General features: G+C 73.2%; 22 protein-coding genes. 12 read left to right on the top strand and 10 right to left on the bottom strand.

Going from position 1 to position 25,023, the window contains the following annotated elements; genetic code table 11:
- Positions 1–20 precede the first annotated feature (20 nt).
- Positions 21–1,154, top strand: coding sequence for a sensor histidine kinase (locus tag ACQP2P_RS21845; RefSeq protein WP_433618663.1), 1,134 nt, complete (start codon positions 21–23; stop codon positions 1,152–1,154).
- Positions 1,151–1,822 carry a response regulator gene (locus tag ACQP2P_RS21840; RefSeq protein WP_433618661.1) on the top strand — a complete coding sequence of 224 codons (672 nt, stop codon included), beginning with the start codon at positions 1,151–1,153 and terminating at the stop codon, positions 1,820–1,822. Before ACQP2P_RS21845 ends, ACQP2P_RS21840 begins: the two co-directional genes overlap by 4 nt.
- Positions 1,823–1,885: 63 nt before the next feature.
- On the opposite strand, the gene ACQP2P_RS21835 is transcribed toward ACQP2P_RS21840, so the two are convergent.
- Positions 1,886–2,482, bottom strand: coding sequence for a TetR/AcrR family transcriptional regulator (locus ACQP2P_RS21835; RefSeq protein WP_433618659.1), 597 nt, complete (start codon positions 2,480–2,482; stop codon positions 1,886–1,888).
- A gap of 81 nt (positions 2,483–2,563) precedes the next feature.
- Between ACQP2P_RS21835 and ACQP2P_RS21830 the strand changes: the two genes are divergently transcribed.
- Entirely contained in the window at positions 2,564–3,307 is a 744-nt protein-coding gene (locus ACQP2P_RS21830; protein WP_433618658.1) for an SDR family NAD(P)-dependent oxidoreductase, read from the top strand.
- Positions 3,308–3,362: 55 nt separating this feature from the next.
- Here ACQP2P_RS21830 and ACQP2P_RS21825 read toward each other — a convergent pair whose 3' ends face one another.
- Positions 3,363–4,919, bottom strand: coding sequence for a pectate lyase family protein (locus ACQP2P_RS21825; protein WP_433618656.1), 1,557 nt, complete (start codon positions 4,917–4,919; stop codon positions 3,363–3,365).
- Positions 4,920–5,205: 286 nt separating this feature from the next.
- The gene (locus ACQP2P_RS21820; RefSeq protein ID WP_433618654.1) at positions 5,206–6,108 is read right to left on the bottom strand and encodes a DMT family transporter; all 903 of its coding nucleotides are present in this window, start codon (positions 6,106–6,108) and stop codon (positions 5,206–5,208) included.
- A 288-nt stretch (positions 6,109–6,396) separates the two neighbouring features.
- Between ACQP2P_RS21820 and ACQP2P_RS21815 the strand changes: the two genes are divergently transcribed.
- Positions 6,397–7,641: an amidohydrolase family protein gene (locus ACQP2P_RS21815; protein WP_433618652.1), complete on the top strand. Its 1,245-nt coding sequence runs from the start codon at positions 6,397–6,399 to the stop codon at positions 7,639–7,641.
- 129 nt (positions 7,642–7,770) lie between these two features.
- On the top strand, positions 7,771–9,702 hold the full coding sequence (locus ACQP2P_RS21810; protein WP_433618650.1) for an ATP-binding protein: 1,932 nt from the start codon (positions 7,771–7,773) through the stop codon (positions 9,700–9,702).
- A 20-nt stretch (positions 9,703–9,722) separates the two neighbouring features.
- Here ACQP2P_RS21810 and ACQP2P_RS21805 read toward each other — a convergent pair whose 3' ends face one another.
- The gene (locus ACQP2P_RS21805) at positions 9,723–10,808 is read right to left on the bottom strand and encodes a hypothetical protein (RefSeq protein ID WP_433618649.1); all 1,086 of its coding nucleotides are present in this window, start codon (positions 10,806–10,808) and stop codon (positions 9,723–9,725) included.
- 102 nt (positions 10,809–10,910) lie between these two features.
- Between ACQP2P_RS21805 and ACQP2P_RS21800 the strand changes: the two genes are divergently transcribed.
- Entirely contained in the window at positions 10,911–11,477 is a 567-nt protein-coding gene (locus ACQP2P_RS21800; protein ID WP_433618647.1) for a TetR/AcrR family transcriptional regulator, read from the top strand.
- 1 nt (position 11,478) lies between these two features.
- On the opposite strand, the gene ACQP2P_RS21795 is transcribed toward ACQP2P_RS21800, so the two are convergent.
- The 3 genes from ACQP2P_RS21795 to ACQP2P_RS21785 all read right to left on the bottom strand — a co-directional run bounded on the left by ACQP2P_RS21795 (position 11,479) and on the right by ACQP2P_RS21785 (position 13,863).
- A complete protein-coding gene (locus ACQP2P_RS21795; RefSeq protein WP_433618646.1) occupies positions 11,479–12,909 on the bottom strand; it encodes a non-reducing end alpha-L-arabinofuranosidase family hydrolase in 1,431 nt (476 codons plus the stop codon).
- 218 nt (positions 12,910–13,127) lie between these two features.
- Positions 13,128–13,736 carry an AAA family ATPase gene (locus ACQP2P_RS21790; protein WP_433618644.1) on the bottom strand — a complete coding sequence of 203 codons (609 nt, stop codon included), beginning with the start codon at positions 13,734–13,736 and terminating at the stop codon, positions 13,128–13,130.
- Positions 13,717–13,863: a hypothetical protein gene (locus ACQP2P_RS21785; protein ID WP_433618642.1), complete on the bottom strand. Its 147-nt coding sequence runs from the start codon at positions 13,861–13,863 to the stop codon at positions 13,717–13,719. The genes ACQP2P_RS21790 and ACQP2P_RS21785 overlap by 20 nt, the downstream gene beginning before the upstream one ends.
- A gap of 293 nt (positions 13,864–14,156) precedes the next feature.
- Between ACQP2P_RS21785 and ACQP2P_RS21780 the strand changes: the two genes are divergently transcribed.
- On the top strand, positions 14,157–14,906 hold the full coding sequence (locus ACQP2P_RS21780; RefSeq protein ID WP_433618641.1) for an MEDS domain-containing protein: 750 nt from the start codon (positions 14,157–14,159) through the stop codon (positions 14,904–14,906).
- On the top strand, positions 14,903–15,856 hold the full coding sequence (locus ACQP2P_RS21775; protein ID WP_433618639.1) for an anti-sigma factor RsbA family regulatory protein: 954 nt from the start codon (positions 14,903–14,905) through the stop codon (positions 15,854–15,856). Before ACQP2P_RS21780 ends, ACQP2P_RS21775 begins: the two co-directional genes overlap by 4 nt.
- Before the next feature lie 12 nt (positions 15,857–15,868).
- Here the strand turns inward: ACQP2P_RS21775 and ACQP2P_RS21770 are convergent, their stop codons facing one another.
- Positions 15,869–17,437, bottom strand: a complete 1,569-nt coding sequence (locus tag ACQP2P_RS21770; protein WP_433618638.1) for a sensor histidine kinase — start codon at positions 17,435–17,437, stop codon at positions 15,869–15,871.
- Positions 17,438–17,463: 26 nt separating this feature from the next.
- Positions 17,464–18,873, bottom strand: a complete 1,410-nt coding sequence (locus tag ACQP2P_RS21765; RefSeq protein WP_433618637.1) for an FAD-dependent monooxygenase — start codon at positions 18,871–18,873, stop codon at positions 17,464–17,466.
- Positions 18,874–18,911: 38 nt separating this feature from the next.
- Here ACQP2P_RS21765 and ACQP2P_RS21760 point away from each other — a divergent pair, with 38 nt between their 5' ends.
- The 4 genes from ACQP2P_RS21760 to ACQP2P_RS21745 all read left to right on the top strand — a co-directional run bounded on the left by ACQP2P_RS21760 (position 18,912) and on the right by ACQP2P_RS21745 (position 23,329).
- Entirely contained in the window at positions 18,912–19,613 is a 702-nt protein-coding gene (locus ACQP2P_RS21760) for a TetR/AcrR family transcriptional regulator (RefSeq protein ID WP_433618636.1), read from the top strand.
- Between the two features lie 221 nt (positions 19,614–19,834).
- Positions 19,835–22,204: a penicillin-binding protein gene (locus ACQP2P_RS21755; protein WP_433618634.1), complete on the top strand. Its 2,370-nt coding sequence runs from the start codon at positions 19,835–19,837 to the stop codon at positions 22,202–22,204.
- 112 nt (positions 22,205–22,316) lie between these two features.
- Positions 22,317–22,652: a PadR family transcriptional regulator gene (locus ACQP2P_RS21750; RefSeq protein WP_433618633.1), complete on the top strand. Its 336-nt coding sequence runs from the start codon at positions 22,317–22,319 to the stop codon at positions 22,650–22,652.
- Positions 22,649–23,329, top strand: a complete 681-nt coding sequence (locus ACQP2P_RS21745; RefSeq protein WP_433618632.1) for a hypothetical protein — start codon at positions 22,649–22,651, stop codon at positions 23,327–23,329. The genes ACQP2P_RS21750 and ACQP2P_RS21745 overlap by 4 nt, the downstream gene beginning before the upstream one ends.
- Positions 23,330–23,423: 94 nt before the next feature.
- Here the strand turns inward: ACQP2P_RS21745 and ACQP2P_RS21740 are convergent, their stop codons facing one another.
- Complete coding sequence (locus ACQP2P_RS21740) at positions 23,424–24,806, bottom strand: endo-1,4-beta-xylanase (RefSeq protein WP_433618630.1); 1,383 nt, start codon at positions 24,804–24,806, stop codon at positions 23,424–23,426.
- Between the last annotated feature and the right edge of the window lie 217 nt (positions 24,807–25,023).

Genomic DNA, 25,023 nt, shown 5'->3' with positions numbered 1-25,023 from the left:
GCAGCGCCTACCGTGGCCGCGTGTCACCTTGGCGGCGGTTCGTGCGGCTCGGGACCACGGACAGGGTGGTCGCGGCACTGCTGGCGGCCGTCGCGCTGGCGCAGGTCCTCGTGTTCCTGCCGATCGCCCCCGCCCCCATCGGCGCGCTCGTGGCCCTCGGCTCGACCGCGCCGATCGCCTGGCGCCGCACCCATCCGGTCGCGGCCGCGCTCGTCGGCTCGGCCGTCTGGCTGGTCCCGGCCGACGGCTTCCTGCTGGTCGGCTACCTCGCCGCGGTGCTGCTGTTCTACGCGGTGACCGCATACGTGCACGACCGGCACCTGGCGGCCGCGACGGTCCTCATCGGGACCATCTTCGGCATCGCCGGCTCCGCCATGCAGCGGGTGATCGCCGGGGAATACGTCGGCGCCGTCCTCGTCGTCCTGGCGCCGGCCGCGGTCGGGGTGCTGGTGCGCCGTCAGCGGGGACGCAACCGCCGGCTGGAGGAGCTGACCCGGCATCTGGAACAGGAGCGTGACCGGCGCGAGCGGTCGGCGGTCGCGGACGAGCGCGCCCGCATCGCCCGGGAGCTGCACGATCTGGTCGCCCACGCGGTGAGCGTCATCGCGGTGCAGGCCGACGCGGCGGAGGCGGCGCTCGAATACGATCCTGTGCTCGCGAAGCGCCCGATCGCCGTGATCCGCGGCTGCGCCGTCGAGGCGCTCGCCGAGATGCGCCGGCTGCTCGGGGTGCTGCGCGCCGACGCCGGCGACCCGGACCGGGAGCCGCTGCCGGGCCTGGCCGAGCTGCCCGCGCTCGTGGACCGGGCCCGGGACGGCGGCCAGGCGGTGGATCTGGCCGTGGACGGCGCACCGCTGCCGCTGCCGCCGAGTCTCGACCTGTCCGCGTATCGCATCGTGCAGGAGGCGTTGACCAACGCGACCAAGCACGCCCCGGGCGCACCCGTCACGGTGGGTCTGCACTGGTTGCCCGACGCGCTGCGGATCGAGGTCTGCGACCGGGGTCCCGGCGCCCAGGGGCCGCCCTCGCCCGACGCGCACGGCCTGGTCGGCATGCGCGAGCGGGTGCGGATTCACGGCGGCAGCCTGAAGGCGGGCAACGCCGCGGACGGTGGGTTCGCCATCCGCGCGCTGCTGCCGATCGAGGCGGCATGACGCGCGTCCTCATCGCCGACGACCAGGACCTCGTCCGCTCCGGTCTCCGCTTCGTGCTCGAGGTGGCCGGTCTGGCGGTGGTCGGCGAGGCCGTGGACGGCGCCGAGGCGTTCGCGCAGGCGGAGCGCCTGCGGCCGGACGTGGTCCTGATGGACGTCCGGATGCCCGGGACCGACGGCATCGCGGCGACGCAGCGAATCGTCGATGCCGGCCTGGACACGAGGGTCCTCATCCTGACGACGTTCGACCTGGACGAGCACGTCTTCGCGGCCCTCCGGGCGGGCGCCAGCGGCTTCCTGCTCAAGGACGTCGGCCGGCAGCAGCTGGTGGAGGCGGTGCGGGTCGTGGCGGCCGGCGACGCCCTGTTCGCCCCGACCGTGCTGCGCCGCCTGGTGAGCCACTACGTCAACCGCCCACCGGCTCCGCCGCCGGTCGCCGCCCTCGCCGAGCTGACGCCCCGCGAACGCGAGATCCTCCAGCTCATCGGCTGCGGCCGGTCGAACACGGACATCGCCGCGGAGCTGGTGATCTCGATGGCCACGGTGAAGACCCACGTCCGGCACCTGTTGCAGAAGCTCGCCCTCCGCGACCGGGCCCAGGCGGTCGTCCTCGCCTACGAGACCGGCCTGGTCTCCCCCGGCTCCGCCCCGTTCCACCCGACCGCGTGACGACGACTCGCGCGCCCCTGCGCAGGGCGTGCGGTCCGCGAAGGACGGCGCACGAAAGGTCGGTCAGGCGGCGAAGGCGTGGACGTAGGCGAGGGCGGCGTTCAACGACGCCCGCATCGGTTCGGCGGTGCGCAGGGTCTGGCTCAGGAGGCTGCCGCCCTGCAGGGCCGCGAGCAGCGCCATCGACAGCTCGTCGAGGTCGGCGTCCGGCCGCAGGTCACCGCGTTCGCGCATGGCCTGCAGGCCGTCGTGCAGCAGTGACTGCCACCGCTGGAAGGCGTTGCACAGGTCCTCGCGCGTCTGCATGTCGGCGGGGGCCAGCTCGCCCGCCAGCGAGGTCAGTGTGCACTCGCCGCGGCCGTTGTTGTGCTCCTGGTGTTCGGTCGCGGCGTCGGCCCAGGCCCGCAGGGCGTCGAAGCTGTCCAGGGCGCCCATGATCGGCCGGCCGGGGACGAGCGGCGCCTCGGCCTGGCGGGTGATGACCGCCCGGATCAGGGCCTGCTTGCTGTCGAAGTAGTGGTAGAGCTGCGACCCGCTGACGCCGGCCGCCTTGCGCACGTCCTCCGTGCTGGTGCCGGCCACGCCCCGCTGGGCGATGAGCTCGGTCGCCGCCTCGAGGATGCGTTCCCTGGTCGCCTGCCCTTTGCGGGTCAATGTCACGCCTCCAGCCTAGCCGACTGGGTTGCACAACCCAAAAAGACGCGCTAGAAATTGGGTTCATCAACCCAGAAAGGGGTCGACATGCCTGCTCTCACAGGGAAGATCGCGCTGGTGACCGGGGCCACGGCGGGTATCGGCCGAGCCGTCGCGCTGCGGCTCGCCGAACACGGAGCCGAGGTCGTGGTGCACGGGCGGGACGCGCGCCGCGGGGCCGAGCTGGTCTCCGCGATCGCCGATCGGGGCGGCCGGGCGCGGTTCGTCGCCGCCGATCTCGCGAACGCCGAGGACGTCGAGCGGCTGGCGGCCGACGCCAGCGAGGTGGACATCCTGGTGAACAACGCCGGGGTGTACGAGTTCACCTCGACCCCCGACACGAGCGCCGACAGCTTCGACCGGCACCTGGCGGTCAACACCCGGGCGCCGTTCCAGCTGGTCGCGGCGTTGGCGCCGGGCATGGCCAAACGCGGCCACGGGGCGATCGTCAACGTCAGCTCGACCGCCGCCGGCTCGGTCGCGCCGGTCGGGGCCGCCTACGGCGCGTCGAAGGCGGCATTGGAGACGCTGACCCGGTACTGGGCCACCGAGTTCGGCGGCGCCGGCATCCGGGTCAACGGGATCGCGTCGGGGCCGGTGCGCACCCCGGGGACGCAACCGCTGCTGGCCGCCCACCCCGACGCGATGAACCAGGTGAACGCGCGCGGCCGGATCGGCGAACCGGAGGAGATCGCGGACGTCGTGCTGTTCCTGGTCCAGGAGCGCAGCAGCTACGTGAACGGGGCCGTGGTGAGCGTGCACGGCGGGGAGCGCAGCCTGCTGCCGGGCTGAGCGGGGTGCGGTGATCGCCGCGTTCGACGGTCACCGCACCCGGGGCCCGAGCCGGTCAGGCGTAGGTCTCGAACTCGGCGACCTTGGGCGTCCCCGACGCGCCGGTGATCCTGAACGTGATCTTCTTCAGGGACGTCGGCGTGAAGCTGATGACGCCCACGCCGCTGCCGGACTTCAGCACGGCGCCGGTGTCGGCGTTGAGCACCTGCCAGGAGCCGATGGTCCCGGCGGAGCCGGACGCCTCGCGGATGTTGATCCGCGACACCGACTTGGCGGAGCTCCACTTGACGGAGATGTCGCCGGTCGTGCCCGACGGCGACCAGGAGGTGCTGAGGCTGCCGTCGATGACGTCGCCGTAGCTCGTCCCGCTCGCCTTGCTGGAGCCGTCCGCGCCGGCGCCGATGCTGAGGTTGGTGCCCGACGGCTGGGACTGCGTGGGGGTCGGGCCGGCGGTCCGCGTCGGGCTGGCGGTGGCGGTCGGCCCCGGCGTGGTGGCGGTCGGTGTCGTCACCGTGCAGGAGCCGCTGGACACGTGCAGGCCCTTGTTGGCCCCGGCGGTCTGCGTGACGACGGTCGGCACGCAGCCGGCGGCGTCGAGACTGTACGCGTAGGGGATGCTGATGCTCGTGTTCGACTGCACGTTCGGGCCCGCCGGGTGGTTCTCGGTGCCGGGGCTGGTCCAGGTGACGTTGTCGAAGACGTTGCCCGCGACCTGCCAGCCGCCCATCAGGTCGGTGTAGAACGTGCCCAGGACGTCCTGGGAGTTCTTGAAGTAGTTGTTCTCGACCTTGGCCTTGCCACCGTCGCGCGGGTTGATGCCGGACTTGTTCAGGCTCACGTAGTAGTTGTTGTAGATGTGCGCGGTGGCCGCGCGCAGCAGGGGCGTGCGGGAGTCGATGTTCTCGTACAGGTTGTGGTGGAACGTCACCGGCCCGTTGCCCGTGTCGCTGTCACTGGACCCGATCAGCCCGCCCCGGCCCGAGTTGCGCAGCGTGTTGTACGAGACGGTCACGTAGTTCGTGCCCGCCTTCATGTCGATGAGCGAGTCGTAGCCCTGGTCCTCGCCGCCCGAGGCCAGCAGGCTGTTGTGGTCCACCCAGACGTTGTGGACGCTGCTCTCCATGCCGATGGCGTCGCCACCGTTCGAGGTGGGCGAGCCCGACTTCTTCACGTTCTGCACGGTCACGTTCTGGATGATGATGTTGCTGGACTCGCGGATGTGGATGCCGATCTGGTCGAAGAGCGCTCCGGCGCCGACCCCGACGATCGTGACGTTGCTGATCTGCTTGAGCTCGATGACCCCGGCGGCGGTGTTGCAGCTGTCGCCAGAAACCTTGGCGGTGTTCCCGACGGTGATCGTGCCCTCGACCTGGATGATGATCGGGGTGCTGCTCGACGCCCGGCTGCACAGCGCGGTGTGGATCGCGGTCCCGGTGGTGGCCCGGACCGTCTGGCCGCCCGCGCCGCCGGTGGTGCCGCCGTTCTGGGTCGCGTACCCGGTGACGCCACCGGTGGCCGCCGATGCCTGCGGCACCACCAGGGCCACGCCGATCGCCATGGCGGCGCCGGCCGCACCGACCGCCAGGAGCCGCAACGCGACTGGTCGTCTCATGCTTGCTCACCTTCGTCTCATTCGATGGGGTGTCGCTACTCCCGCGGCCGTCAGGAAAGCGCATTCCTCATCAAACTGGCGCCCGGCCGGGCAGAAGTCAATGGATCGGCGTGTGCAGGATTGTTGCAGCGGATGATTGATGAGCATGAACGTTCGCGGGCGAAGCCGGGCCGCCGGCGCGGGGTCAGCCGACGCTCGGCTCCCGCTCGGCGGCGGTCTCCGCGGCCCGTTCACCGGCGGTGTATGTCCGCCGCGCTCAGCACGAACGTGCCGCGCCGGTTCGGCGTCAGGTGCGAGGCGGGTGCGGGTAGCGGCGCGGGAGGTGAGGGCGGTGGTGGGCGTGGTGGTGGGCCTCCACCAGCCGGGAGGAGGCGAGGGCGTAGACGCCCACGGTCATCAGCGCCAGCGCGGCGATCTCGACGACCACGGTGACCGGTGTGATCCGCATCGTGCCCTGCAGCACCCCGACGCCGATGGCCACGCCGGCGAGCGGCTCGGCGGCGGCCACGGGCGGATAGGAGACCGGCAGCGGGGCCAGCTTGAACGCGCTCTGGGCCAGCAGGATGCCGATGACGGCGATGACGACGACGGCATATGGCGTCCAGTCCACCAGCATCGGCAGCAGCCCGCGCTCGAAGAGCCGGTGCGCCGCCGCGCTCGTCAGCGCCGCCTGCAGACCGAAGAGCATGCCCGCACCCAGGCCCAGCACCGCCGCCTCGTGGTGCGGGCGCATCCGCCGGGCCAGCGACACCAGCCCGGCCGTGATCGCGCCGATCGACGCGGCGGCCAGCGCCCACTGCCACACCGGCGCGTCCGGCCGCCCCGGGCCGGGCCGGGCGACGATCAGGAACACGATCACGCCGACGACCACCGCGCCCGCGCCGGACCACTCCCGCCACCCGACCCGGTACCGGCTCCACACGGCCGCGACGCCCATCGCGAACAGCACCGCCATCACGCTCAGCGGCTCCACCTCGACGACGCTGCCCAGGCCGAGCGCGGCGCCGCTGAGCACGTTGCCGACCACCGACGTGGCGATGCCGGCCAGCCACAGCCTCTGATGGAGCAGGTAGCCCAGCAGCCGCCAGTGCAGCACCGCGCCGGACGGCGCCCGGGCCGCCGAACGTTGCTGCACCGCGTTGCCGATCCCCACGAACGCCGCTGCGGACAAGGCCAGCGCGTACACCATGGCGTCCGGCCTACCCGCTGTTCCGCCCCCGGACACCAGCCGATGCCCCGCAGCCTCGGCGACCGACCCGGCGTGCCGGGGTGAGCCCGACGAACGCGTTCGTTGCGAACCCGTTCGTTTGCCTGTACGGTCGTGACGAACACGTTCGTCAGATACATGTTCGCGAGCGACGTCACCTTCGGGGGGCAGCCCCATGCAGCCGGGGCAGGCAGGCCCGTGAGCGCCGGGGACAGACCGCGACATGAAGCCGGAGGAGGGCGGACAGCCCGTGCAGGAGGCAGGCAACCCATGAAGACAGCCCTCATCAACGCGCGGATCTTCGACGGGCACACGGTGCTCGGCGCCACGACAGTGCTCCTCGACGGCCCGGTGATCGCCGCGGTGGGCGGCGAGACGCCCGCGGACGTCGAGGTGATCGACGCGGCCGGGGCGACGCTGCTGCCCGGACTCATCGACGCGCACGTCCACACCAACGCCGCGAGCCTGGCGCTCGCCCTGCGGTTCGGGGTGACGACCGAGCTGGAGATGCAGGGCACCAACACGCGCCCCAACCGGGCCGGCATCGCCGACGACGACACCGTGGCCGACGTGCGCTCGGCCGGGTTCGGGATCACGCCGCCCGGCGGGCACCCCAGCGAGCTGTTTCCCCCGGGCTTCCGGCCCGGACCGCCCGCCGGCTCGGCACCGCCGCCGGTGATGCCGTTCTCGACCACGCCGGAGGAGGCGGCCGCGTTCATCCCGAGGCTCGTCGAGACGGGCTCGGACTACATCAAGTTCATGGTCGACGACGGCAGCGTCGAGGGCCATCCCGGCCTGCCCATGCTGGACCAGGCGACGCTCGACGCCGGCGTGGCCGCGGCGAAGCGGCACGGCATGCTCACCGTCGCGCACGCGCTCACCCTCGACGCCACCCGCATGTCGATCGGGGCGGGTATCGGCGGGCTGGTGCACCTGTTCATGGACGGGCCCCACACCGACGAGATCATCGCGTTCATCGCCGCCTCGGGCGCGTTCGTGGTGCCGTGCGTGGTCGTCAACGCCTCGATGATGGGCATCACCGGCGCCGCGCTCGCCGACGACCCCCGCGTCGCCGCCCGGCTGCCGGAGGACTGGATGGCGACCCTGCGCTCGAGCTTCGGCCGCTACCCGCAGGGCCGCATCGGCGACGTCCTCGCCTCGGTGAAGGCGCTGCACGACGCCGGCGTCGACATCCTCGTCGGCACCGACGCCGCGTTCCCCGTGCCCTTCCTGGGCGGCCTCGCCCACGGCGCCAGCGTGCACCACGAGCTGCAGTACCTCGTCGAGGCCGGCCTCCGCCCCGTCGAGGCGCTGCGGGCCGCCACCAGCACCCCGGCCCGGCGGTTCGGACTGACCGACCGGGGCCGCATCGCCGCGGGGCTGCGCGCCGACCTGCTGCTCGTCGACGGCGACCCGACCACCACCATCACCGACACCCTCAACACCCGGGCCGTCTGGCGACGGGGCACCCGGCTGCACCAGGAGCACGTCGCGGCGCGGGCGGCGCGCCGGTAACCCCGACTAAAATGGCCTCGAACGCGCTCGCCCGCCGGACTCGCGATCACGCCCGGGCCGTCGCGTTCGCTTCGCATCGTGGGTCCGAGACAGCGGCGTTCGAGCCGCACGTCACCATCGGAGGCTGCCGTGCGTGGTGGGCTGGTTCTTCGCTTCGCCGTGGGTTACGCGGTGGTCGTCATCGTCGGCTCCATATTCGGCGCCCTGCTCGTCTCGATGCTGCAGCACCGCGAGGCGGACCGGATCGCGGCGCGCTCCGCGGCGCTGCTCGCGGCCGAGGACGAGGCCGAACAGCGCGTCCTCGACCTCGACCGGACCGAGCGGGGCTACCTCGTGACGAGGGACCCGGCGTTGCTCACGGCCTGGCAGCGGGAGCGGGCCCGGCTGATCAGCACGGACGCACGGTTGCGGCGGCTGGCCCATACGCCGGACCAGGCTCGCCAAGCCCGCGCGATCACCCGGGTCAGCCAGTCGTACCTCGACGACTCCGCGGTGCCGGCGCTCGAGGCGGCCCGGCGCGGCGACCCGGCCGCGCGCAGCCCGGCGACGCTGCGGGAGGACGAGCGCAGGGTCGCCGAACTGCGGGACCGGCTCGACCGGCTGACCGCGAGCGAGCGGCAGTTCCTGGCCGAGCACGACCGCCTGCTCCGGGCGCGGGCCGGCCGGGCGATGACGGCGGGCGCCTTCGGCGTGGCGGGTGCGGCCTTGCTCGGCTGCGCCGTCGTCGGGTACGCCGACCGGGCCGTCGCCCGGCCGGTTCGCCGGGCCGCTGCCATGGTCGGCCATCTCGCGCGCGGCGACCTGGACTGCCGCGTGCCCGAGACCGGCGCGGGTGAGGTCCGCGACCTCGCGCGCTCGTGCAACCTGCTGGGCGACGCCCTCCAGCGGCGTGTGCGGCACCTGGCGCGCGCCGCCCGGGAACAGGCCGCGGCACGGCGCATCGCGACCCGGGCGGCGGGCGGTGCCCCTCCGGCCGCGGTCCTGGACGCCGCCGGCGAGAACCTGGAGTGGCTCATCGGCAGCAACGGCGCGCACGTCATGCGCTACGAGGACGACGGCACGGCGACCGTGGTCGGCGCGTGGCGGTCCGCCGCCCCCGGCATCCCGGTCGGCGCGCGGCTGCCCCTGGACGGCCGCAGCGTCACGGCGACGGTCCGGCGGACCGGCCGGCCCGCGCGCATGGACAGCCTCGCCTCCGCCCCCGGCGCGATCGCCGCTCAGCTGCGCCGGTGCCACGTGCGCGGGACGGTCGCGGCCCCGATCCTCGTCGAGGGGCGGGTCTGGGGAGCCGTGAACGCCACCGTGGCCGGCGAGCGGCCGCTGGCGCCGGCCGCGGAGGCGCGACTGACCGACTGCGCCGAGCTCATCGCCACCGCCGTCGCCAACGCCCGGGCGCGCCGCGACCTGGCCGCCTCGCGGTTTCGGGTCGTGGTCGCCGCCGACCGGGACCGGCGCCGGATCGAACGCGACCTGCACCACGGCATCCAGCAGCTGCTCGCGATCGGCATCCGGGCGGGCGACGCGGTGTCGAGCGTCCCGCCGGACCTGCCGGAGCTGCGGCGGCGCCTGTCCGAGGTACCGCACGGGCTGAACGCGGTGCTCGACGACCTGCGGGAGGTCTCCCGCGACATCTACCCCACGATGCTGTCCGACCGCGGGCTGCGCCCGGCGCTCAAGGCCCTGGCCCGGCGTTCGGACGTCCCGGTCGAGATCCACGCGGGCCTCGACCGCCGCCTCCCCGAGCCGATCGAGACGGCGGCGTACCACGTCGCCGCGGAGGCGCTGGCGAACACCGCCAGGCACGCGCGGGCCTCGCACGCCCGGCTGGAGGTGACGGTGCGCGAGGACCGGCTCCGCCTCGCCGTGCGCGACGACGGTGCCGGCGGCGCCGACCCGGTGCACGGCAACGGCCTGCTCGGGCTGACCGACCGGGTGCACGCGCTGGGCGGGAGCTTCTCGATCAGCAGCCCGCCCGGGCAGGGCACCACCCTGGAGGCGGACCTGCCCCTCGAGCTCACCCCCGGCGCCAGCACTCCCCCGGGCGCGCCCGCCGCCTGGTGAGACCGCGCCGGCCGGTGAACCTACGACAGCTGATACTCCGACAGCTGGTACTCGCCGCCGCACGCCTCGGCCAGCGCCGAGCCGAACAGGGCCGCGGGGGTGTACGCGCCCGGCCTGCCCTCGCCGTCGAGCAGGCGGCGGACGACCTCGGCCGGCACCGCGCCGGTCCAGGCCTGCGCCTCGCCGACGCGCAGCCATCCCTCGCGGCGGCTGCCGTCGGGCCATTCGACGACGGCGTGGCCCCAGGAGTGCTCGCGCGGCTTCGGCCGGGCCGTGGACCGCACCGCGGCCAGCCGCCGCCGCGCGAACGATCGCACGGGTCCGAGGTTCAGCAGGGCCGCGGCCGCGGGCAGGACGGCGCGCACGACGGGCGCGGCTGGGGCCTCGCTCGACGCGCTGAGCACGTCGGCGGCGCCGCTGGCCCGCTGGGCGGCCATGAGCTCGCCGAGCGGCATGCCGGCGGTGGTGACCACCGAGCCGTCGGGCAGCGTGAGGCGGATCGGGTCGGCGGCCAGCCGGGCGGGGGCGAGCCGGCCGCCGCGGTAGCGGCGGCTCTGGTACCGGCCGCCGCCCGCGACCCCCGGCAGCCCCTCGACGATGGTGCCCGCGAGGGCGTCGCCGAGCACACCCTCCTCGGTGGCCAGGGAGGGCACCATGTCGACCCGGACGCGGCTCGCGGTGGGCCGTCCCTCGCAGAGCTTCACCACGACGCTCTCGGTCGCGGTGACGCCGAACCCGGCGCCGGTGACGGCGGTGCGCCCGGCGGTGGCGAACGCTTGGTCCTGGCCGAGGGTCGCCGAGACGGCGGCGAGGTCGTTGGCGAGGTCGAGGTAGTGGCTCGCCGGCAGGCAGGCCCGCAGCAGCGGCGCGGCCGTCTCGGTGAACGGGCCGATGGTGTTGACGACCACGGCCGGGCGGTCCCGGCGGATCGCGTCCGCCGTCTCCGCGACCGACCCGGCCACGAGCGTCGGCAGTCCGTCGCCGGCCGCCTCGAGCCGCCCGGCGTCCCGCCCCACGAGCACCGGCCGGATGCCCCGGCCGAGCAGTTCGGCGGCGATCGCCCGCGCGCTGCGGCCGGTGCCGCCGAGAATCCATACATCGTGCATGACACAGCTCCGCCCAGGTGCGGCGAGCATCCCGATGACGACACGCCGTGTCATCACCATAGCGTCAATGACACGACATGTCATCACGGCTAGACTTCCGTCATGGCACGATGGCAACCCGACGCTCGCGAGCGGCTGCGGCAGGCAGCCCTCGAGCTCTTCGCCGAGCAGGGCTTCGCCGCGACCACGGTGCCGGCGATCACTGCCCGGGCGGGCCTGACGACGCGCACGTTCTTCCGCCACTTCACGGACAAGCGCGAGGTGCTCTTCGCCGACGAGTCCGCGATCCCGGCGTTCGCCGAGCAGCTCATGACCGACGCCCCGGCGACCGCCGAGCCGCTGCCGACACTCCTCGCGGGCCTGCGCACCGTCGCCGAGACCCACTTCGAGGGCCGCAAGGCCGCGCTGCGCCAGCGCCGGGCCATCGTCGCGTCCGACCCCGGGCTCCGCGAGCGCGACCTGCACAAGCGGGCCGCGCTCGCCGAGGTGGTCCGGGAGGGATTCCGCGCCCGCGGCCTCGAGCCGGCCCGGGCCGCACTGCTCGCCGAGACCTCGGTCACCCTGATGTACGTGTCGGTGACCGAGTGGCTCGACGCCGATGACGACCGCAGGCTCGTCGACATCATCGAAACGGCGCTGGAGACCTTGCGCGCGGAGCTTCGGCCGTAGCTCAGCGTTGCAGGGTCAGCACGCCCGGGCGGTAGGGCAGCAGGCCGTAGTCGCCGCCGGAGCTCGGGGACCGGCCCTGGTACAGCAGCTGCAGGTTGCACGGGTCGATCGTCTTGGTCTGATCGGGGTTGGTCCGCACCAAATCACCGTGGCTGATGTCGTTGGTCCACGTCGCACCGCTGTTGGCCTTGCCCGCGAACGGGTTGCTCTCACTGGCCGCCTGCGGCGTCCACGACCCACCCAGACTCGTCGCGGTGAACGACCGGAAGTAACGCCCCTGACCACCGATCGCCTCGACAAGCATCAGGTACTGGTTCTGCCCCTGCACCTTGTAGACCTCGACCCCCTCGAACAGGTTGTTGGTCGAGTCACTCATCACCTGCGTGTAACTGGAACCGAAACTGCCCGGGAAGTTCCCGATCGGCATGCTCGCCCGGTAGATCTTGCCGTTGTCACCGGCGAAGAACAGATACATGTTCGAACCGTCACCGATGATCGTCTGATCGATCGGACCCGTCCCAGAACCCGAAATACTCCCCGTGAACAGCGTCTGCTGCGCCGACCAGCCATTCGGATTGGACGGATCACTCGACGTCCGGTACGAAAACGCCGTCCCACCCCACTGATACGTCAGCACCCAGACGTTCTTCGGCGCGAAGTAGAACAACGTCGGCGCGACCGCACTGAAACTCATCCGGTTCTGACTCGCCGAACCCATGTCCGACCAGTTCGTGAACAAACCGAAGTTCATCGACCCCCACGACGAACCCGTGTCATGCGTCGTGGCATACACCAGATGCTTCCCGTTGTAGACCACATTCGTGAAGTCCTTCAACGACACCCAACCATTCGCCGGACTCGCCAGCGCACCCGTCGACGACCACCGGTACGACGACGGCAGCGCGCACGTCGGCGCGGAGGCGCTGGGGCTGCTCGACGGGGAACGAGACGGGGAACTGGAGGGTGAAGTAGACGGGGAACGAGACGGGGTGCTGGACGGGGTGCCCGTCGGGGTGGTGGTCGCGCCGTTGCAGGCGACGCCGTTGAGCGCGAAGCCGGTGGGCACCGGGTTCGAGCCGCTCCACGAGCCGTTGAAACCGAAGGCGACGTTGGCGCCGGTGGGAATGCTGCCGTTGTACGTCGCGTTGTCGACCGCGACCTGGGCGCCGGACTGGGTGACCGTGCCGCCCCAGAGCTGGGTGACGGTCTGGCCGGCACCGAACGACCAGGTGAGCCGCCAGCCGTTGACGGCGTCGCCGTAGTTGGTGACGGTGACGTTGGCGGTGAAACCGTCCGGCCAGGAGCTGGCGACGGTGTAGTCGACACGGCAGCCGGCGGCCGCCTGGGCGGGGTTCGCGGTGAGCACCGCGACGGCCCCGGCGACGGCGAGTCCGGCCGCCGACGCGGCGGCCACCACCCTAGGGAACTGCATCAGATCCTCCGTGGGCGACAGGTACGAAACGAATTTCGCGAATGTTATCGCTCACATGCCTGCCGCCCGGAAGCCCCGGAGCCGGTCACCGCGTGCCGGCGCGGCCGCGGCCGCCGTCCCCGGGCCGCTCGTGATTTCGGCGTTCGCGCTGCCCGGAGGACCGATGCCGGCCGGGCGGTGCCCGGCGCGACCCGCACGCCGGGCACCGCCCGGGCCGCTCACCAGGAGTTGAAACTTTCGTCGCGCCGGAACCGGATGGCGCCCAGGCTCGCGGCCCCCGGCCGGTCGATGAGCGTGACGGACGCCGCGTCGCGGTGCTCGCCGTGCACGACGGCCCGCCAGTTGCGGCAGTGCGTCTCGAACGACCGCGACCGCACGCGCCGGCCGCGCGCCGCCTGCCCCGCGAGCGCGTCGGCCGGGCTGACGTCGAGCAGCAGCAGGTGCACCCGGCGGCCGGAGCGGCGCGACGCGGCGAAGATGAGCCGGCGGGCCCACGGCCGCGTCGCGCACTCGTGCACGACGATCGGGCCGTTCGCGTTCAGCGCGCGCATCAGCCGGGCGTAGTGGCTGACGTGCACGACGGGGCGCCAGAACCGGTACGGGAGCCGGCCGAGGTACGGGCGCCACCACTCCCGCGCGTGATCGGAGTCCAGCACCCGCACGGCCGAGCCGGCGGCCGGGAACAGCCGGCGCAGCAGGGTCGTCTTGCCCGCCCCGGGCACGCCGGCGACCACGAGGACGGCGTCGGTGTCGTAGTGCAGCTCGGCGACGCCCGCGCCGCGCAGGTCACCACCGGCGCCGGGCCGCTCAACCGCGACGGCGGACACGGGACACGACCTGCTGGAGGCGGCGGCGGTTCTCCGGCTTGCGCAGCTCGTCCTGGGCGCGCATGATCAGCCGCTGCCCCTGGGGGCTGCTCAGGAACCGGCGAATGCGGTCGGCGATGGTCGGCATCTGAGGTCCTTCCCGCCGTCGGCAGGAACCGAACTCTCGCACGCGAGACCTCGACCCTGTCCGCGGCAAACGTGTTCGTCACCAGCTGGGTCGAAGGTCTCGTCCACCCCGGTCACGCGGGGCCCGGCCACCGGGAACCGCGAGGGCTCCGAACTGACGGCGAACCGGCGAAGGACTACTCCCCTTCACCGGCAAGGGTACCCGACGTGCACAACTCCAGGCCGCGCGCGCCGGTCGCCCGCGCCCGGGCGGGAAAGAGCTTGCCGGGCAACACGCGTGTTACCGTTCGGACCATGCGCCGGACCGGGTTCGTCGACGCGGTCGACGCGCTCGGCGGACACGACCACATCAGCTGGATCTTCGACGATCCGGCCGACTACCACGAGGTCGCGGACCGCTTCCTGGCCGATGGCCGGGGGGCCGGTCACCGGGTGCTCAGCTTCGTGCACGACGACCGCGGCGGGCCGATCGACCCGGCCGAGCAGGTGCGCTTCCTGGCGGACGCGACCGAGCGGGCGCTCGCCGACGGCTACACCGGTCTGCGGGTCGCGGGCGACGCGACCCGGATGGTGGCGACGCCGGAGGGGCGAGCGGCCTTCGGACGGTTCGAATTCATGATCGACTCCTACATGGCGCGCCACCAGCTGTCCGGTCTGTGCGGATTCAACCGCGCCGCGCTCGGTGACGCCGCCGTGGCCGAGCTCGCCGGCATGCACCCGCTCGCGCAACCGGCCGCGACGCCGTTTCGCCTGTACGCGGCCGGGGAGCCGGGGGTGGCCGCGGTGCTGGCGGGCGAGATCGACCCGGCCGGGCACGAGCAGCTGCGGGCGGCGCTGCGGTGGGTCGCGCTCGAGCCGGTCGGCGGCGCGGTGACGATCGACGCGCGGGGGCTCGGGTTCATCGACCACCGAGCCCTGATGCAGCTCGTCGGGCACGTGCGCGGCCGGGGCGCGGCGACCGTGCTGCGGGTCGGGCGGGACAGCGCCGTACCGCGCCTGGCCGGCCTGCTGGAACTGCGCGACCTTCGGGTGGTGGTGTCGTGAGGTCAGGACCCGCGGCCGGGCACCACGGCTTCCTGCACGAGGCCGGCTTCTACGCCGGCGACGAGGAGTTCCTGGCGCTCGTGCTGCCGTTCCTGCGCGACGGTGTCGCGGCGGGCGAGCCGGCCGTCTCGCTGTTCGGCCCGCACAACCAGTCGCTGGTGCGCGACGCCCTCGGCACGGGCAGCGGGGTCGTGTTCATCGACGGCGGTCGCCACTACCTGCGCCCGGCGGTCGCGATCCGGCGGCACCGCGACATGCTGGCCCGCTACGTGGCCGAGGGCGCGACCCAGATCCGCATCGCCGGGGACGTGCCGCACCCGGGCTCCGGGGTGCCGTGGGAGTGGTGGGCGCGCTACGAGGCCGTCGCCAACGAGGTGTACGACGAGTTCCCGATGTACGGCCTCTGCCCCTATGACACCCGCACCGCTGCGCCCGAGGTCCTCGAGGACGTGCGGCGCACGCACACGCACCTGGTCACCGCCGACGGGGCCCGGGCCGGCAGCCCGGACTACCGGCAGCCGCGCGACTTCCTCGCCCACGCGGCGCGGCCGTGGGCGGACCCGCTCGAGGCGCTCCCGCCGGCGGTCGAGCTGATCGACCCGTCGCTCGTGCGGGCCCGCAACGCCGTCGAGGCGCTGCAGCCGATCGCGGCGCTGGACGTCGAGGAGCTGCAGGGGCTGGTGCTGGGCGTCACCGAGGCGGTCACCAACGCCGTGCGGCACGGCCGCGCGCCGGTGCGCCTGCGCGCTTGGGCCGAGCGGGGCCGCATGCTCGTGACCGTCGGCGATCGCGGCCCGGGTCCGGCCGATCCGGCGGCCGGCCTGATCGCCGCGGAGGGGCCGGGCGGGCTGGGGCTGTGGCTGACGTACCAGCTGTGCGCGTACGTGTCGCTGCGGCACGGCCCGGAGGGCTTCACGATCCGGCTGATCGCGGAGAACCCCGCACCCTGAGCTTGAAGCTCGTCACGGCCGTTCGAGCGGGAACTCGGCGTGCAGGCACGTGCCGCGGCCGGGCATGCTGTCCACGGTCAGGGTGCCGCCGAGCGCCGCGACCCGGTCGGACAGGCCGGTGAGGCCCGTCCCGGAGCGGGGATCCGCGCCGCCGACGCCGTTGTCGCGGATCGACAGGTGCAGCACGCCACCCCGCACCGCCGCCGCGGCCGACACGACGGTGGCCTCGGCGTGCTTGGCGGCGTTGGTGAGGGCCTCGGCCATCACGTAGTACGCGGCGACCTCCACCGGCTCGGGCAGCCGCCCCTCCATCTGCACGTCGAGCTCGACGGCCACGGCCGAGCGCCGGGCGAGCGCGCGCAGCCCGAGCCGCAGCCCGCCCTGGGTCAGGATCGACGGGTGTACCCCGCGCGAGATCTCCCGCACCTCGTCGACGGTGCCGTTCAGTGCGGCGACGACGGCGTCGAGCTCCGCGCGGAGCCGGGTGAGCTCGGGGGGAACCTCCGACTCGGCCCGGCGGATGTCCAGCGCCAGGGCGATGAGCCGCTGCTGGACGCCGTCGTGCAGGTTGCGCTCCAGCTCCCGGCGGGCGTCGTCGTTGGTGAGCAGCAGCCGGGTGCGCGAGGCGACCAGGCCGGCGCTCTGCACGAGCGTGATCGCCTGGCGGACGACGAGCAGGGTGACGACCGCGGACGCGACGATCACCGTGACGTCGTCGGCCTCGGTGCCCCTGACGCGCAGCACGACCAGCGCGACGGCCATCGCGGCCACCGGGTAGTACGGCAGCAGCAGCCGGCCCCAGCCCAGCTCGCCGCGCGCCGCCCAGCGCGGCGGCGGGCCCGGTTCGGTCCACGCCGCGAACGCGATGAGGACGAACCCGGCGACGTACCCGATGTCGGCGATCGGGGGGATGCCGCCGGCGCGGACGGACACCTGGTAGGCGAACGTGCTGTCGGACAGCACGAAGCAGAACAGGCCGCCGCCGAGCAGGGCCAGCTGGGTGCGGTGGACCGCCGAGGACGCGCCGAGCAGCAGGACCACCTGGACGGTGAGCAGCAGGTCGGTGACCGGGTACGCGATCGCGAGCGCGTAGTCCATCCGATTGGCGCCGCCGCTGTGCACGGCGGGGCCCAGCACGCTGATCCAGCTGAGCACGAACAGCGCGCCGACGATGACGAGCCCGTCGATCGCCGTCAGCGCCTGCCCCGCGAGGTGGCGGGGCAGGCGCTGGCCGGACGGGCCGATCGCGATGGTGACGAGCGCCACGAACGCGAACACCGGCAGGATCAGGTAGCCGGCATCGGCGAGCGAGGGGCTCGGCAGCCGGTTGCCGCGGACCAGGAAGTACCAGCACCAGACGAGCTGGCCCAGCGCCCAGCCGCACGTGCCCACGCCCATCCAGATGCGCCACCACCGCTGGATCCCGTGCTGCCGTGCGGCGGCGAGCCAGCAGGCCACCGTCGCGGCGACGGCGGCCAGCAGCTGCGCGACATCGTCGACGAGCACGGACCACCACGGGCTGAGCAATCCGGAGCTGTCCAACACGACGACGGCGGCCACCAGCACGACGGCGACCCACACCCCGGCAACGGTACCGCGCGCCGGGGCTAGCCCTGCAGCAGCGCGTCGCGGACCCGGGCGGCGTCGTCGGCGCCGGTGCCCCGCCAGGCGACGACGTGGTCCGGGCGCAGGAGCAGCACCTCGCCGGGGCCCGCGAAGTCCACCCGGCCACCGCCCGGCAGCACCGCCCACCGCGGCCCGGCGACGTCCAATGTGGACACCGCCCGGCCGTCGTCGAGCCAGCGGTGCGGCACCCGGGTGCCGACGCGGCCCGCCGGGGCGAAGTCGAGCGTCGGCTCCTCGGAGCCGTCCGGCACGATCGCGCCGGCGGTGTACTGGAAGCCGCCGGCCGCCAGCACGTAGGGGTGCGCGAGGGTCGGGTCGGGCGCGCCGAGCCGGAACGACTCGGTGCGGCGGGCGGACTGCTCGGCGGCGAACCAGCCCGCCGGGCGGCGCTCGGCGTGATAGGTGTCGAGCAGGCCCGGCGCGGCCTGCCCGCGCAGGACGGCGGCGAGCTTCCAGCCGAGGTTGTGCACATCGGCGATCCCGGTGTTCGCGCCGCTGGCCGCATACGGCGGCATCACGTGCGCCGCGTCGCCGGCGAGGAACACGCGTCCGGCCGAGTAGCGCTCGGCGACCAGCATCTCGGCCTGCCACGGCAGGACGCTTCGCACGTCGAGATCCGGCACCGGTACCCCCAGCGCCGTGCGCAGCAGCGATGGCCAGTCGCGCTCGGTGTCGCCGCCCGGGCTCATGAACACCCAGCGGTGCCGCCCGTCCACGCAGGCCAGTGCGCCGGGCGCATCCGGATGGTCGATCTGGCACAGGTTGAACTCGCGGCCGCGCACGACGTCGGCGAGGTCGGCGGTGAAGTACACGTTCACGTTCGGCCCGCCGAGCGCGCCCGATCCCGCGCGGGTGATGCCGAGCGCCTCGCGGATGCCGCTGCGGGCGCCGTCGGCCGCGATGAGGTACCGCGCGCGGATCTCGGCGTGCTCCAGGCGGCCGATCACCTCGTCGCCGGTCTGCTCGAAGCCGAGCAGACCGGTGCCGAACCGCACGTCCGCGCCCGCCTCGACCGCCGCGGCGCGCAGCAGCGGCTCGAGCGAGTCCTGCGCGAGCAGGCACGGCAGCTCCGGGCTGACCTCGACCGCGATCCCGCCGGCCGGCTGCCACAGCGGCAGCCGCTCGGCCTCCGCGAGGGTGCGCCCGGCCGCCATGTGATCGTGCCCGGCCAGATCGCGGGCGGCCGCGTGGACGAGCCCGGCCAGCCCGAGCTCACGGAAGATCTCCATGGTGCGCATGTGGAAGCGGCGGGCCTTCGGCTGCGGCGAGGTCCCGGCGCGGCGCTCGACGAGGGTCACGCAGACCCCGTGATGGCGCAGCACGAGCGCAGCGGTGAGCCCGACCAGCCCTCCGCCGACGATGAGGACGTCAGGTGTACGTTGTCCACTCATGGTGTACGTAGTACACGCCCTGCTAATCTTTGTCCACCATGAACAGTCCGGTGTGGTACGACACCCCCGCTCCCCCGCCCCTGAGCCGCGAGCGCATCGTCGCCGCCGCGACGGAGCTGGCCGACGCCGAGCCCAGCGGCGAGGTCACCATGCGCGCGCTGGCCGCCCGCCTGGGCGTGCGCAGCCCCATGGCGCTGTACCGGTACGTCGGCAGCAAGGACGGCCTCGCGGACCTGATGGCCGACCAGGTGTACGGGCGGTTCACCGTCCGGCGGGGCGAGGGCTGGCGCCCGGCCCTGCGCTCGATCGGCACGTCGGGCTGGGCCGCGGTCCAGCGCCACCCGTGGTTCGCGCGCCTGGCCTTCGCCCGCCCGCCCCTGGGCCCGAACGCGCTGGCCCTCTACGACGCGGCCCTGGCGGAGCTCGACCCGCTGCGCCTGCCGGCGGCCACCCGCATGGGGTTCGTCAGCACCGTGCTGGGCCACGTGTTCGGCTCCGGCCTGGCGCTGCTGGAGGAGCGCACCATGCGCGCCGGCATCGGCTCCCCCACCGACGCCGACCTGGCCGCGAGCGCGGCGCCGTATCTGGAGCGCATCGCGGCGCAGGGCGCCCACCCCCACTTCAGCCGCTGGGCCGCCGACCCGGACCGGCACGCGGCCGCGCCGCAGACCTTCGAGGCCATCCTGGACTGGCTCCTGGACGGCCTGGAATCCCTGGTCCCCGGATCGGCTGCGAAGTAGCACCGCCGGTCAAGCCGCGGCCCGCCGGCGACCCGCAGGCCGCCGCACTCCCGGAACCGGATCGCGGCCGACCGCCCCGGATCGGGGTTGCCGCCGAGCCCGTACCCTGACCGCGAAAACTTTCTCACACCGGCGGCAACCTCACGCTCCGTGTTCCGCGTCTAGGACGGACGAGGACGACGAACGCACAAGGACGCCGCACGACACGGGGGGACGACAGCGTGGCCCGGGTACGAATTCGTAGGAACAGCCTGCTGCCCAGCGCGGCCTCGCTGCTGCTGTGCGGGCTGCTGGCCGGGCTGGTGGTCGCCGGGGCGGCGTTGCCCATCGTGGCGATGTCGGGGCTGGCCGCGAAGACCGGCTCGGACACGTTCGAGAGCATGTCCAGCGACCTCGTCGTGCTGCCGTCGCCGCAGATCAGCTACGTGCTCGCCGCGGACGGCAAGACGCGGCTGGCGATGATGTACGACGAGAACCGCCGCGACGTGAAGATCGACGACGTCGCCCCGGTCATGCAGCAGGCGATGGTCGCGGCCGAGGACAACCGGTTCTACGAGCACCGCGGCGTGGACGTGAAGGGCGTCGCGCGGGCGTTCGTGGCCAACCAGAACGCGGGCGGGACCGAGCAGGGCGCCTCGACGCTGACGATGCAGTACGTGCGGCAGGCCATCGCGTACTCCGCGCAGACGCCGCAGGAGGTGGTCGACGCCACCGGCAAGACCAGCACACGCAAGCTGCGCGAGATGAAGTACGCGATCGACCTCGAGAAGAAGCTCTCCAAGAAGGAGATCCTCGAGCGGTACCTCAACATCGCGCCCTTCGGCCACGGCGCCTACGGCGTCTACGCGGCCGCGCACGTGTACTTCGACAAGGACCCCAAGGACCTGACGCTGCCCGAGTCCGCGCTCATCGCCGGGCTGGTGAAGGCACCGGGCACCAACGACCCCGCCACCGAGAAGGGCTACCCGGAGGCGGTCAAGCGGCAGAAGTACGTCCTCAACCAGATGGTCTCGATGGGCTACATCGACAAGGCGGCCGCCGATGCCGCCGCGACCGAGAAGCTGACCATCGTCGGCAAGCGGACCCCGGAGGGCTGCGAGTCCATCCAGGCCTCCCCCGAGCTCGGCGCCGGGTTCTTCTGCGACTACCTGCGGCGCTGGTGGGACGACCAGAAGGTGTTCGGCGAGGACGAGTACCAGCGCGCCAACCGGCTGCGCGCAGGCGGCTACACCATCATCACCTCGCTGGACATCCAGACGCAGACGGCCGCGGCGAAGTATGCGCAGGAGCAGCCCAAGGACGTCGCCAAGAACCAGCAGATCCACCTCGGCAACTCCAGCGCCCTCATGCTCGCCGCGATCCAGCCCGGGACCGGGCGGGTGACGGCGCTGGCGACCAACCGGACGTTCAGCAACGACCAGAGCGGCAACAAGGAGAACACGAACCCGGGCAAGAAGGGCCAGAAGGGCAACTACCCGAACACCACGGTGCCGATCATCACCGGCGACGCGGACATCCCCGGCTACCAGGCCGGCTCCGCGTTCAAGATGTTCACCGCGGTGGCGGCGCTGGAGTCCGGCCTGCCCCTGGCCACGACGATCCAGACCGAGAAGCAGTTCGTCTCGGACTTCATCCTCAACGGCGGCGGCCCGGCCACGTGCAACGGCAACCACTACTGCCCGAAGAACTCCGGCGGGCAGTCCGGGCCCTACAACATGTGGACCGCGTTCGGCAGCTCCATCAACACCTACTTCGTCCCGCTCGAGCAGCAGGTCGGCGTCAAGCACGTGGTCGACGTGGCCAAGCGCCTCGGCATCCAGTTCAACGCCAAGGAGGACGCCGACCTCGCGGCCAAGCCCGACGGGTGGGGCGCGTTCACGCTGGGCGTCTCGGCCACGACCCCGCTGCAGCTGGCCAACGCCTACGGCACGCTCGCCGCGGACGGCCTCTACTGCGAGCCGACCCCGATCCTCGAGGTCAAGGACAACAGCGGCAAGAAGGTCGAGGGCCTCGACCCGAAGTGCAAGCAGGTGGTCGACCCCGAGGTCGCGCGGGCCGCGGTGGACATGGCCCGCTGCCCGGTCGGCGACCAGTCCGCGACCAGCAAGTGCAACGGGGCGACGGCGCAGTACGCGCGCGGCTTCGTGAAGCGGCAGATCGCCGGCAAGTCCGGAACGACGGACTCGGAGAAGAGCGCCACGTTCACCGTCATGACCAAGCAGCTCGCGGTCTCCGGCTTCCTGACCGACCCGGACTGGCCCGAGACCACCGTGGACATGCAGCACGCGCCGGTGAACTACGCGGCCCTCGGCGTGCTGCGCGACGGGCTCGCCGGCCAGCCCGAGGTCAAGTTCACCGCGCCCACGAAGGACCGCGCGCAGGGCAAGCTGGTCGACATCCCGTCGGTCAAGTGCCTCCCGGTCGACCAGGCGCGGGACAAGGTCGCCAAGGCGGGCTTCTCGGTCACGGTCGCGGCGGCGCAGGTGCCGTCCAAGTGCCCGGCCGGCACCGTCGACCGCACCAACCCGGGCGGCGCCACGACCAAGGGCGGCCCGGTCCAGCTCGTCGTCAGCAACGGCCAGCCCGAGTGACGGACGGGGGCCCGCGGCAGGGCCCCGTCCCGACTTGCCCCGCCGGCGCGGGCAGGTGCACCGCCGCCACCGCGGCGAGAGCATATACCATCGCGCGGTATATGCTCTCGACGTGGAATCATTGAGCGAACAGTCGTTTCTGATCCTCGCCGGGCTGGCCGACCAGCCCCGGCACGGCTACGGCCTGGTGACCGAGGTGGCCGCGCTGTCCGGTGACCGCGTTCACCTCCGGGCGAGCACGCTCTACGCGGCGCTGGAGCGCCTCACGGCCCGCGGCCTCGTCGAGCCCGAGCGCGACGAGGTGGAGAACGGCCGGCTGCGCCGCTACTACCGCCTGACCGACGCGGGCGCGGCCGTGGTGGAGGCCGAGACCGAACGCATGGCCGGCCAGGCCCGCGCGGCCAAGCGCCGCCTCGCCCGCCGCGCGCAGCTGGGCCTGAGCGGATGAGCCCGCTGGAGCGGCGCTACCGCCGCCTGCTGCGCCTGCTGCCCGCCGACCATCGCGCCGCCCGCGGCGAGGAGCTGCTCGGCCTCCTGCTCGACCTGGACGAGGGCCGCACCCGGCCCAGCCTGCGCCAGTCGGCCGGCGTGCTCGGCCTCGCACTGCGTCTGCGCCTGGGCGGCCCGGCGTCGCTGCTGCTGGCCGCGTACCTCGTCGCCGTCAGCACATGGATCGCCACAACGGCGTACGACATCGGCACCGGCAGGGCCTTCGTCAGCGTCGACCGCGCGTTGCCCATCCACAGCGTGGCCCTCGTCCTGCTGATCCCCGCCGTGCTCCGGCTCGCCATCGCGGTGGCGTGGATCCTCTCGGCCCGCCGCACGATGCTGGGCGTCGTCGCCGCACTGCTGCTCTACCAGGTGGCCGCCGGCGGCATCGCGCAGGTCGACGCCCTGGCCGTCCTGGCCGTGGGCGTCGCCACGGCGCTGCGCTGGCCCGCACCGCGCCCGCGCGCCGTCCTGCTCGCCGCGATTCCCGTCACGATGCTGCTGTGGGTGCTCGTCGCCGCCCTCGGCCTTCTGCGCGTCTCCCCGCTGGCCGTCGCCCTCGTCGTGGTCCTGCTCGTCGCGGGCACCGGCCGCGTGCTGCCCGGCGTCAGGCGGCGGCCGGCGACCACCGGCTGATCGGCCGGCGCAAGCCGGCAGCGGGTGCGTGGCCGTGCGGTCTGCCAACCGCACGGCCACGCGATCGGGCGTCGCGTCCAGCCCGATGGAGATGTCAGCCGGCCGAGCAGGCCGGGTTGAGGCCCGCGGCCGTCCCGGTGGCCTGGAAGCCGAACTCCGTGTACTGCCCGGCCTCGACGTGCCCGTTGTAGGACACGTTCGTCCAGGAGTTGCCGGAGCGGGTGACGTTCCAGGAGCCGGTGACGGTCACGCCCGACGGCAGCGCCAGGTTCACGGTCCAGCCGTTGATGGCGGACGAGCCCGCGGTGACCCTGACGGTGGCGACGAACCCGCCGTCCCACTGGTTGACGGAGACGGCCGCGGTGCAGCCGCGGCCCGTCCCGCCCCCGGGCGAGGAGCTCACCGGCGGCTGCGAGCTCACCGGCGGCTGGGAGCTCACCGGCGGGGTGGACACGGTGCTGCCCGGGCCGTTGAGGGCGTTGAGCGTGGCGGTGTACGCGGCCTTCTTGTTGCCGTTGGCGTCGAAGAGCAACGGGTTCTCGCCCGTGCGCCACGAGTCGCTGTCACGGATGCCCCAGGTGGTGATGCCCGCGCACCGCGACACGTTCAGGCACGCCTTGACCACGTTGGCGTAGGCGGTGGCCTGGTTGGAGCCGGAGATGTCCAGCTCCGTGATCTGCACCTCGACCCCGAGGTCGGCGAAGCGCTGCAGGTTCGCCTGGTAGTCCGACGGCGGCAGCCCGCCCAGGTGGGACTGGAACCCGACGCAGTCGATCGGCACCCCGCGCGACCTGAAGTCCTTCACCATGTTGTAGACGCCGGTGCTCTTCGCGTTGATGCCGTCGGTGTTGTAGTCGTTGTAGCAGAGCTTCGCGCCCGGGTCGGCGGCCCGGGCGGCCCGGAACGCGGCCTCGATCCAGTCGTTGCCGGTGCGCTGCAGGTTCGAGTCGCGCCGCGCGCCGCTGTTGCCGTCGGCGAACGCCTCGTTCACCACGTCCCAGGCGTAGATCTTGCCCTTGTAGTGCCCGGCGACGGTGCTGACGTGGTTCATCATGGCGCTGCGCAGTGCGCTGCCGGACATGTTCTGGGCCCAGCCCGGCTCCTGCTGATACCAGAGCAGGGCGTGGCCGCGCATGCGCTGCCCGTGGGCCTGGGCGTGCGAGACGATCTGGTCGGCGCTGGTGTAGCGGAACTGCCCCTGGGTGGGCTCGGTCGCGTCCCACTTCATCTCGTTCTCGGGCGTGATCATGTTGAACTCGCGGTCGAGAATGCCGGTGTACTGGCTGTTGCTCAGCTTCCCCGCGGCGACGGCGGTGCCGAAGTACCGCCCCTTCTCCGCCGCCGAGGCGCCGAGCGTGCTGCCGGCTTCCGCACCGGAGGCGAGGGCGACGGCGGCGCCCGCGGCCACGGCGCTCACCGCGGCGAGCGTCACGGCGAGGCGCACACGGCCGCGGCCGCCTCGGATGGTTCGGGTCATGAGGGAGGATCCCCTTCCGGGTCTGACCGATGCGGCCGGACGAGCGCATCGGCGGGCGCCACGATCCGGACGAATGACATTCGCGAATGTCCACGGTCACACGAAAGGCGTCAATGCGCCCGCGGGGAGCCCTCGCTTCCCCCTCCGGCCATGCGCGCGCTCGCAGAGCGCGAAACCCGGCCGGACACGGCCCCGCGGGCGGCTCGAACGCGCTGAA

It is taken from the genome of Dactylosporangium sp. CA-139114 (assembly GCF_050955725.1).
Lineage (GTDB): Bacteria > Actinomycetota > Actinomycetes > Mycobacteriales > Micromonosporaceae > Dactylosporangium.
The sequence above is the reverse complement of the archived record's forward strand: the minus strand, read 5'-3'. Positions and strand labels throughout refer to the sequence as shown.

Coding starts and splice junctions, on each gene's coding strand:
- ACQP2P_RS21825 (WP_433618656.1), bottom strand. CDS start 4,919: ATGAGACGACCAGTCGCGTTGCGGCTCCTGGCGGTCGGTGCGGCCGGC.
- ACQP2P_RS21800 (WP_433618647.1), top strand. CDS start 10,911: ATGGCACGATGGCAACCCGACGCTCGCGAGCGGCTGCGGCAGGCAGCC.
- ACQP2P_RS21820 (WP_433618654.1), bottom strand. CDS start 6,108: ATGGTGTACGCGCTGGCCTTGTCCGCAGCGGCGTTCGTGGGGATCGGC.
- ACQP2P_RS21840 (WP_433618661.1), top strand. CDS start 1,151: ATGACGCGCGTCCTCATCGCCGACGACCAGGACCTCGTCCGCTCCGGT.
- ACQP2P_RS21745 (WP_433618632.1), top strand. CDS start 22,649: ATGAGCCCGCTGGAGCGGCGCTACCGCCGCCTGCTGCGCCTGCTGCCC.
- ACQP2P_RS21795 (WP_433618646.1), bottom strand. CDS start 12,909: ATGCAGTTCCCTAGGGTGGTGGCCGCCGCGTCGGCGGCCGGACTCGCC.
- ACQP2P_RS21805 (WP_433618649.1), bottom strand. CDS start 10,808: ATGCACGATGTATGGATTCTCGGCGGCACCGGCCGCAGCGCGCGGGCG.
- ACQP2P_RS21765 (WP_433618637.1), bottom strand. CDS start 18,873: ATGAGTGGACAACGTACACCTGACGTCCTCATCGTCGGCGGAGGGCTG.
- ACQP2P_RS21785 (WP_433618642.1), bottom strand. CDS start 13,863: ATGCCGACCATCGCCGACCGCATTCGCCGGTTCCTGAGCAGCCCCCAG.
- ACQP2P_RS21815 (WP_433618652.1), top strand. CDS start 6,397: ATGAAGACAGCCCTCATCAACGCGCGGATCTTCGACGGGCACACGGTG.
- ACQP2P_RS21830 (WP_433618658.1), top strand. CDS start 2,564: ATGCCTGCTCTCACAGGGAAGATCGCGCTGGTGACCGGGGCCACGGCG.
- ACQP2P_RS21760 (WP_433618636.1), top strand. CDS start 18,912: ATGAACAGTCCGGTGTGGTACGACACCCCCGCTCCCCCGCCCCTGAGC.
- ACQP2P_RS21780 (WP_433618641.1), top strand. CDS start 14,157: ATGCGCCGGACCGGGTTCGTCGACGCGGTCGACGCGCTCGGCGGACAC.
- ACQP2P_RS21740 (WP_433618630.1), bottom strand. CDS start 24,806: ATGACCCGAACCATCCGAGGCGGCCGCGGCCGTGTGCGCCTCGCCGTG.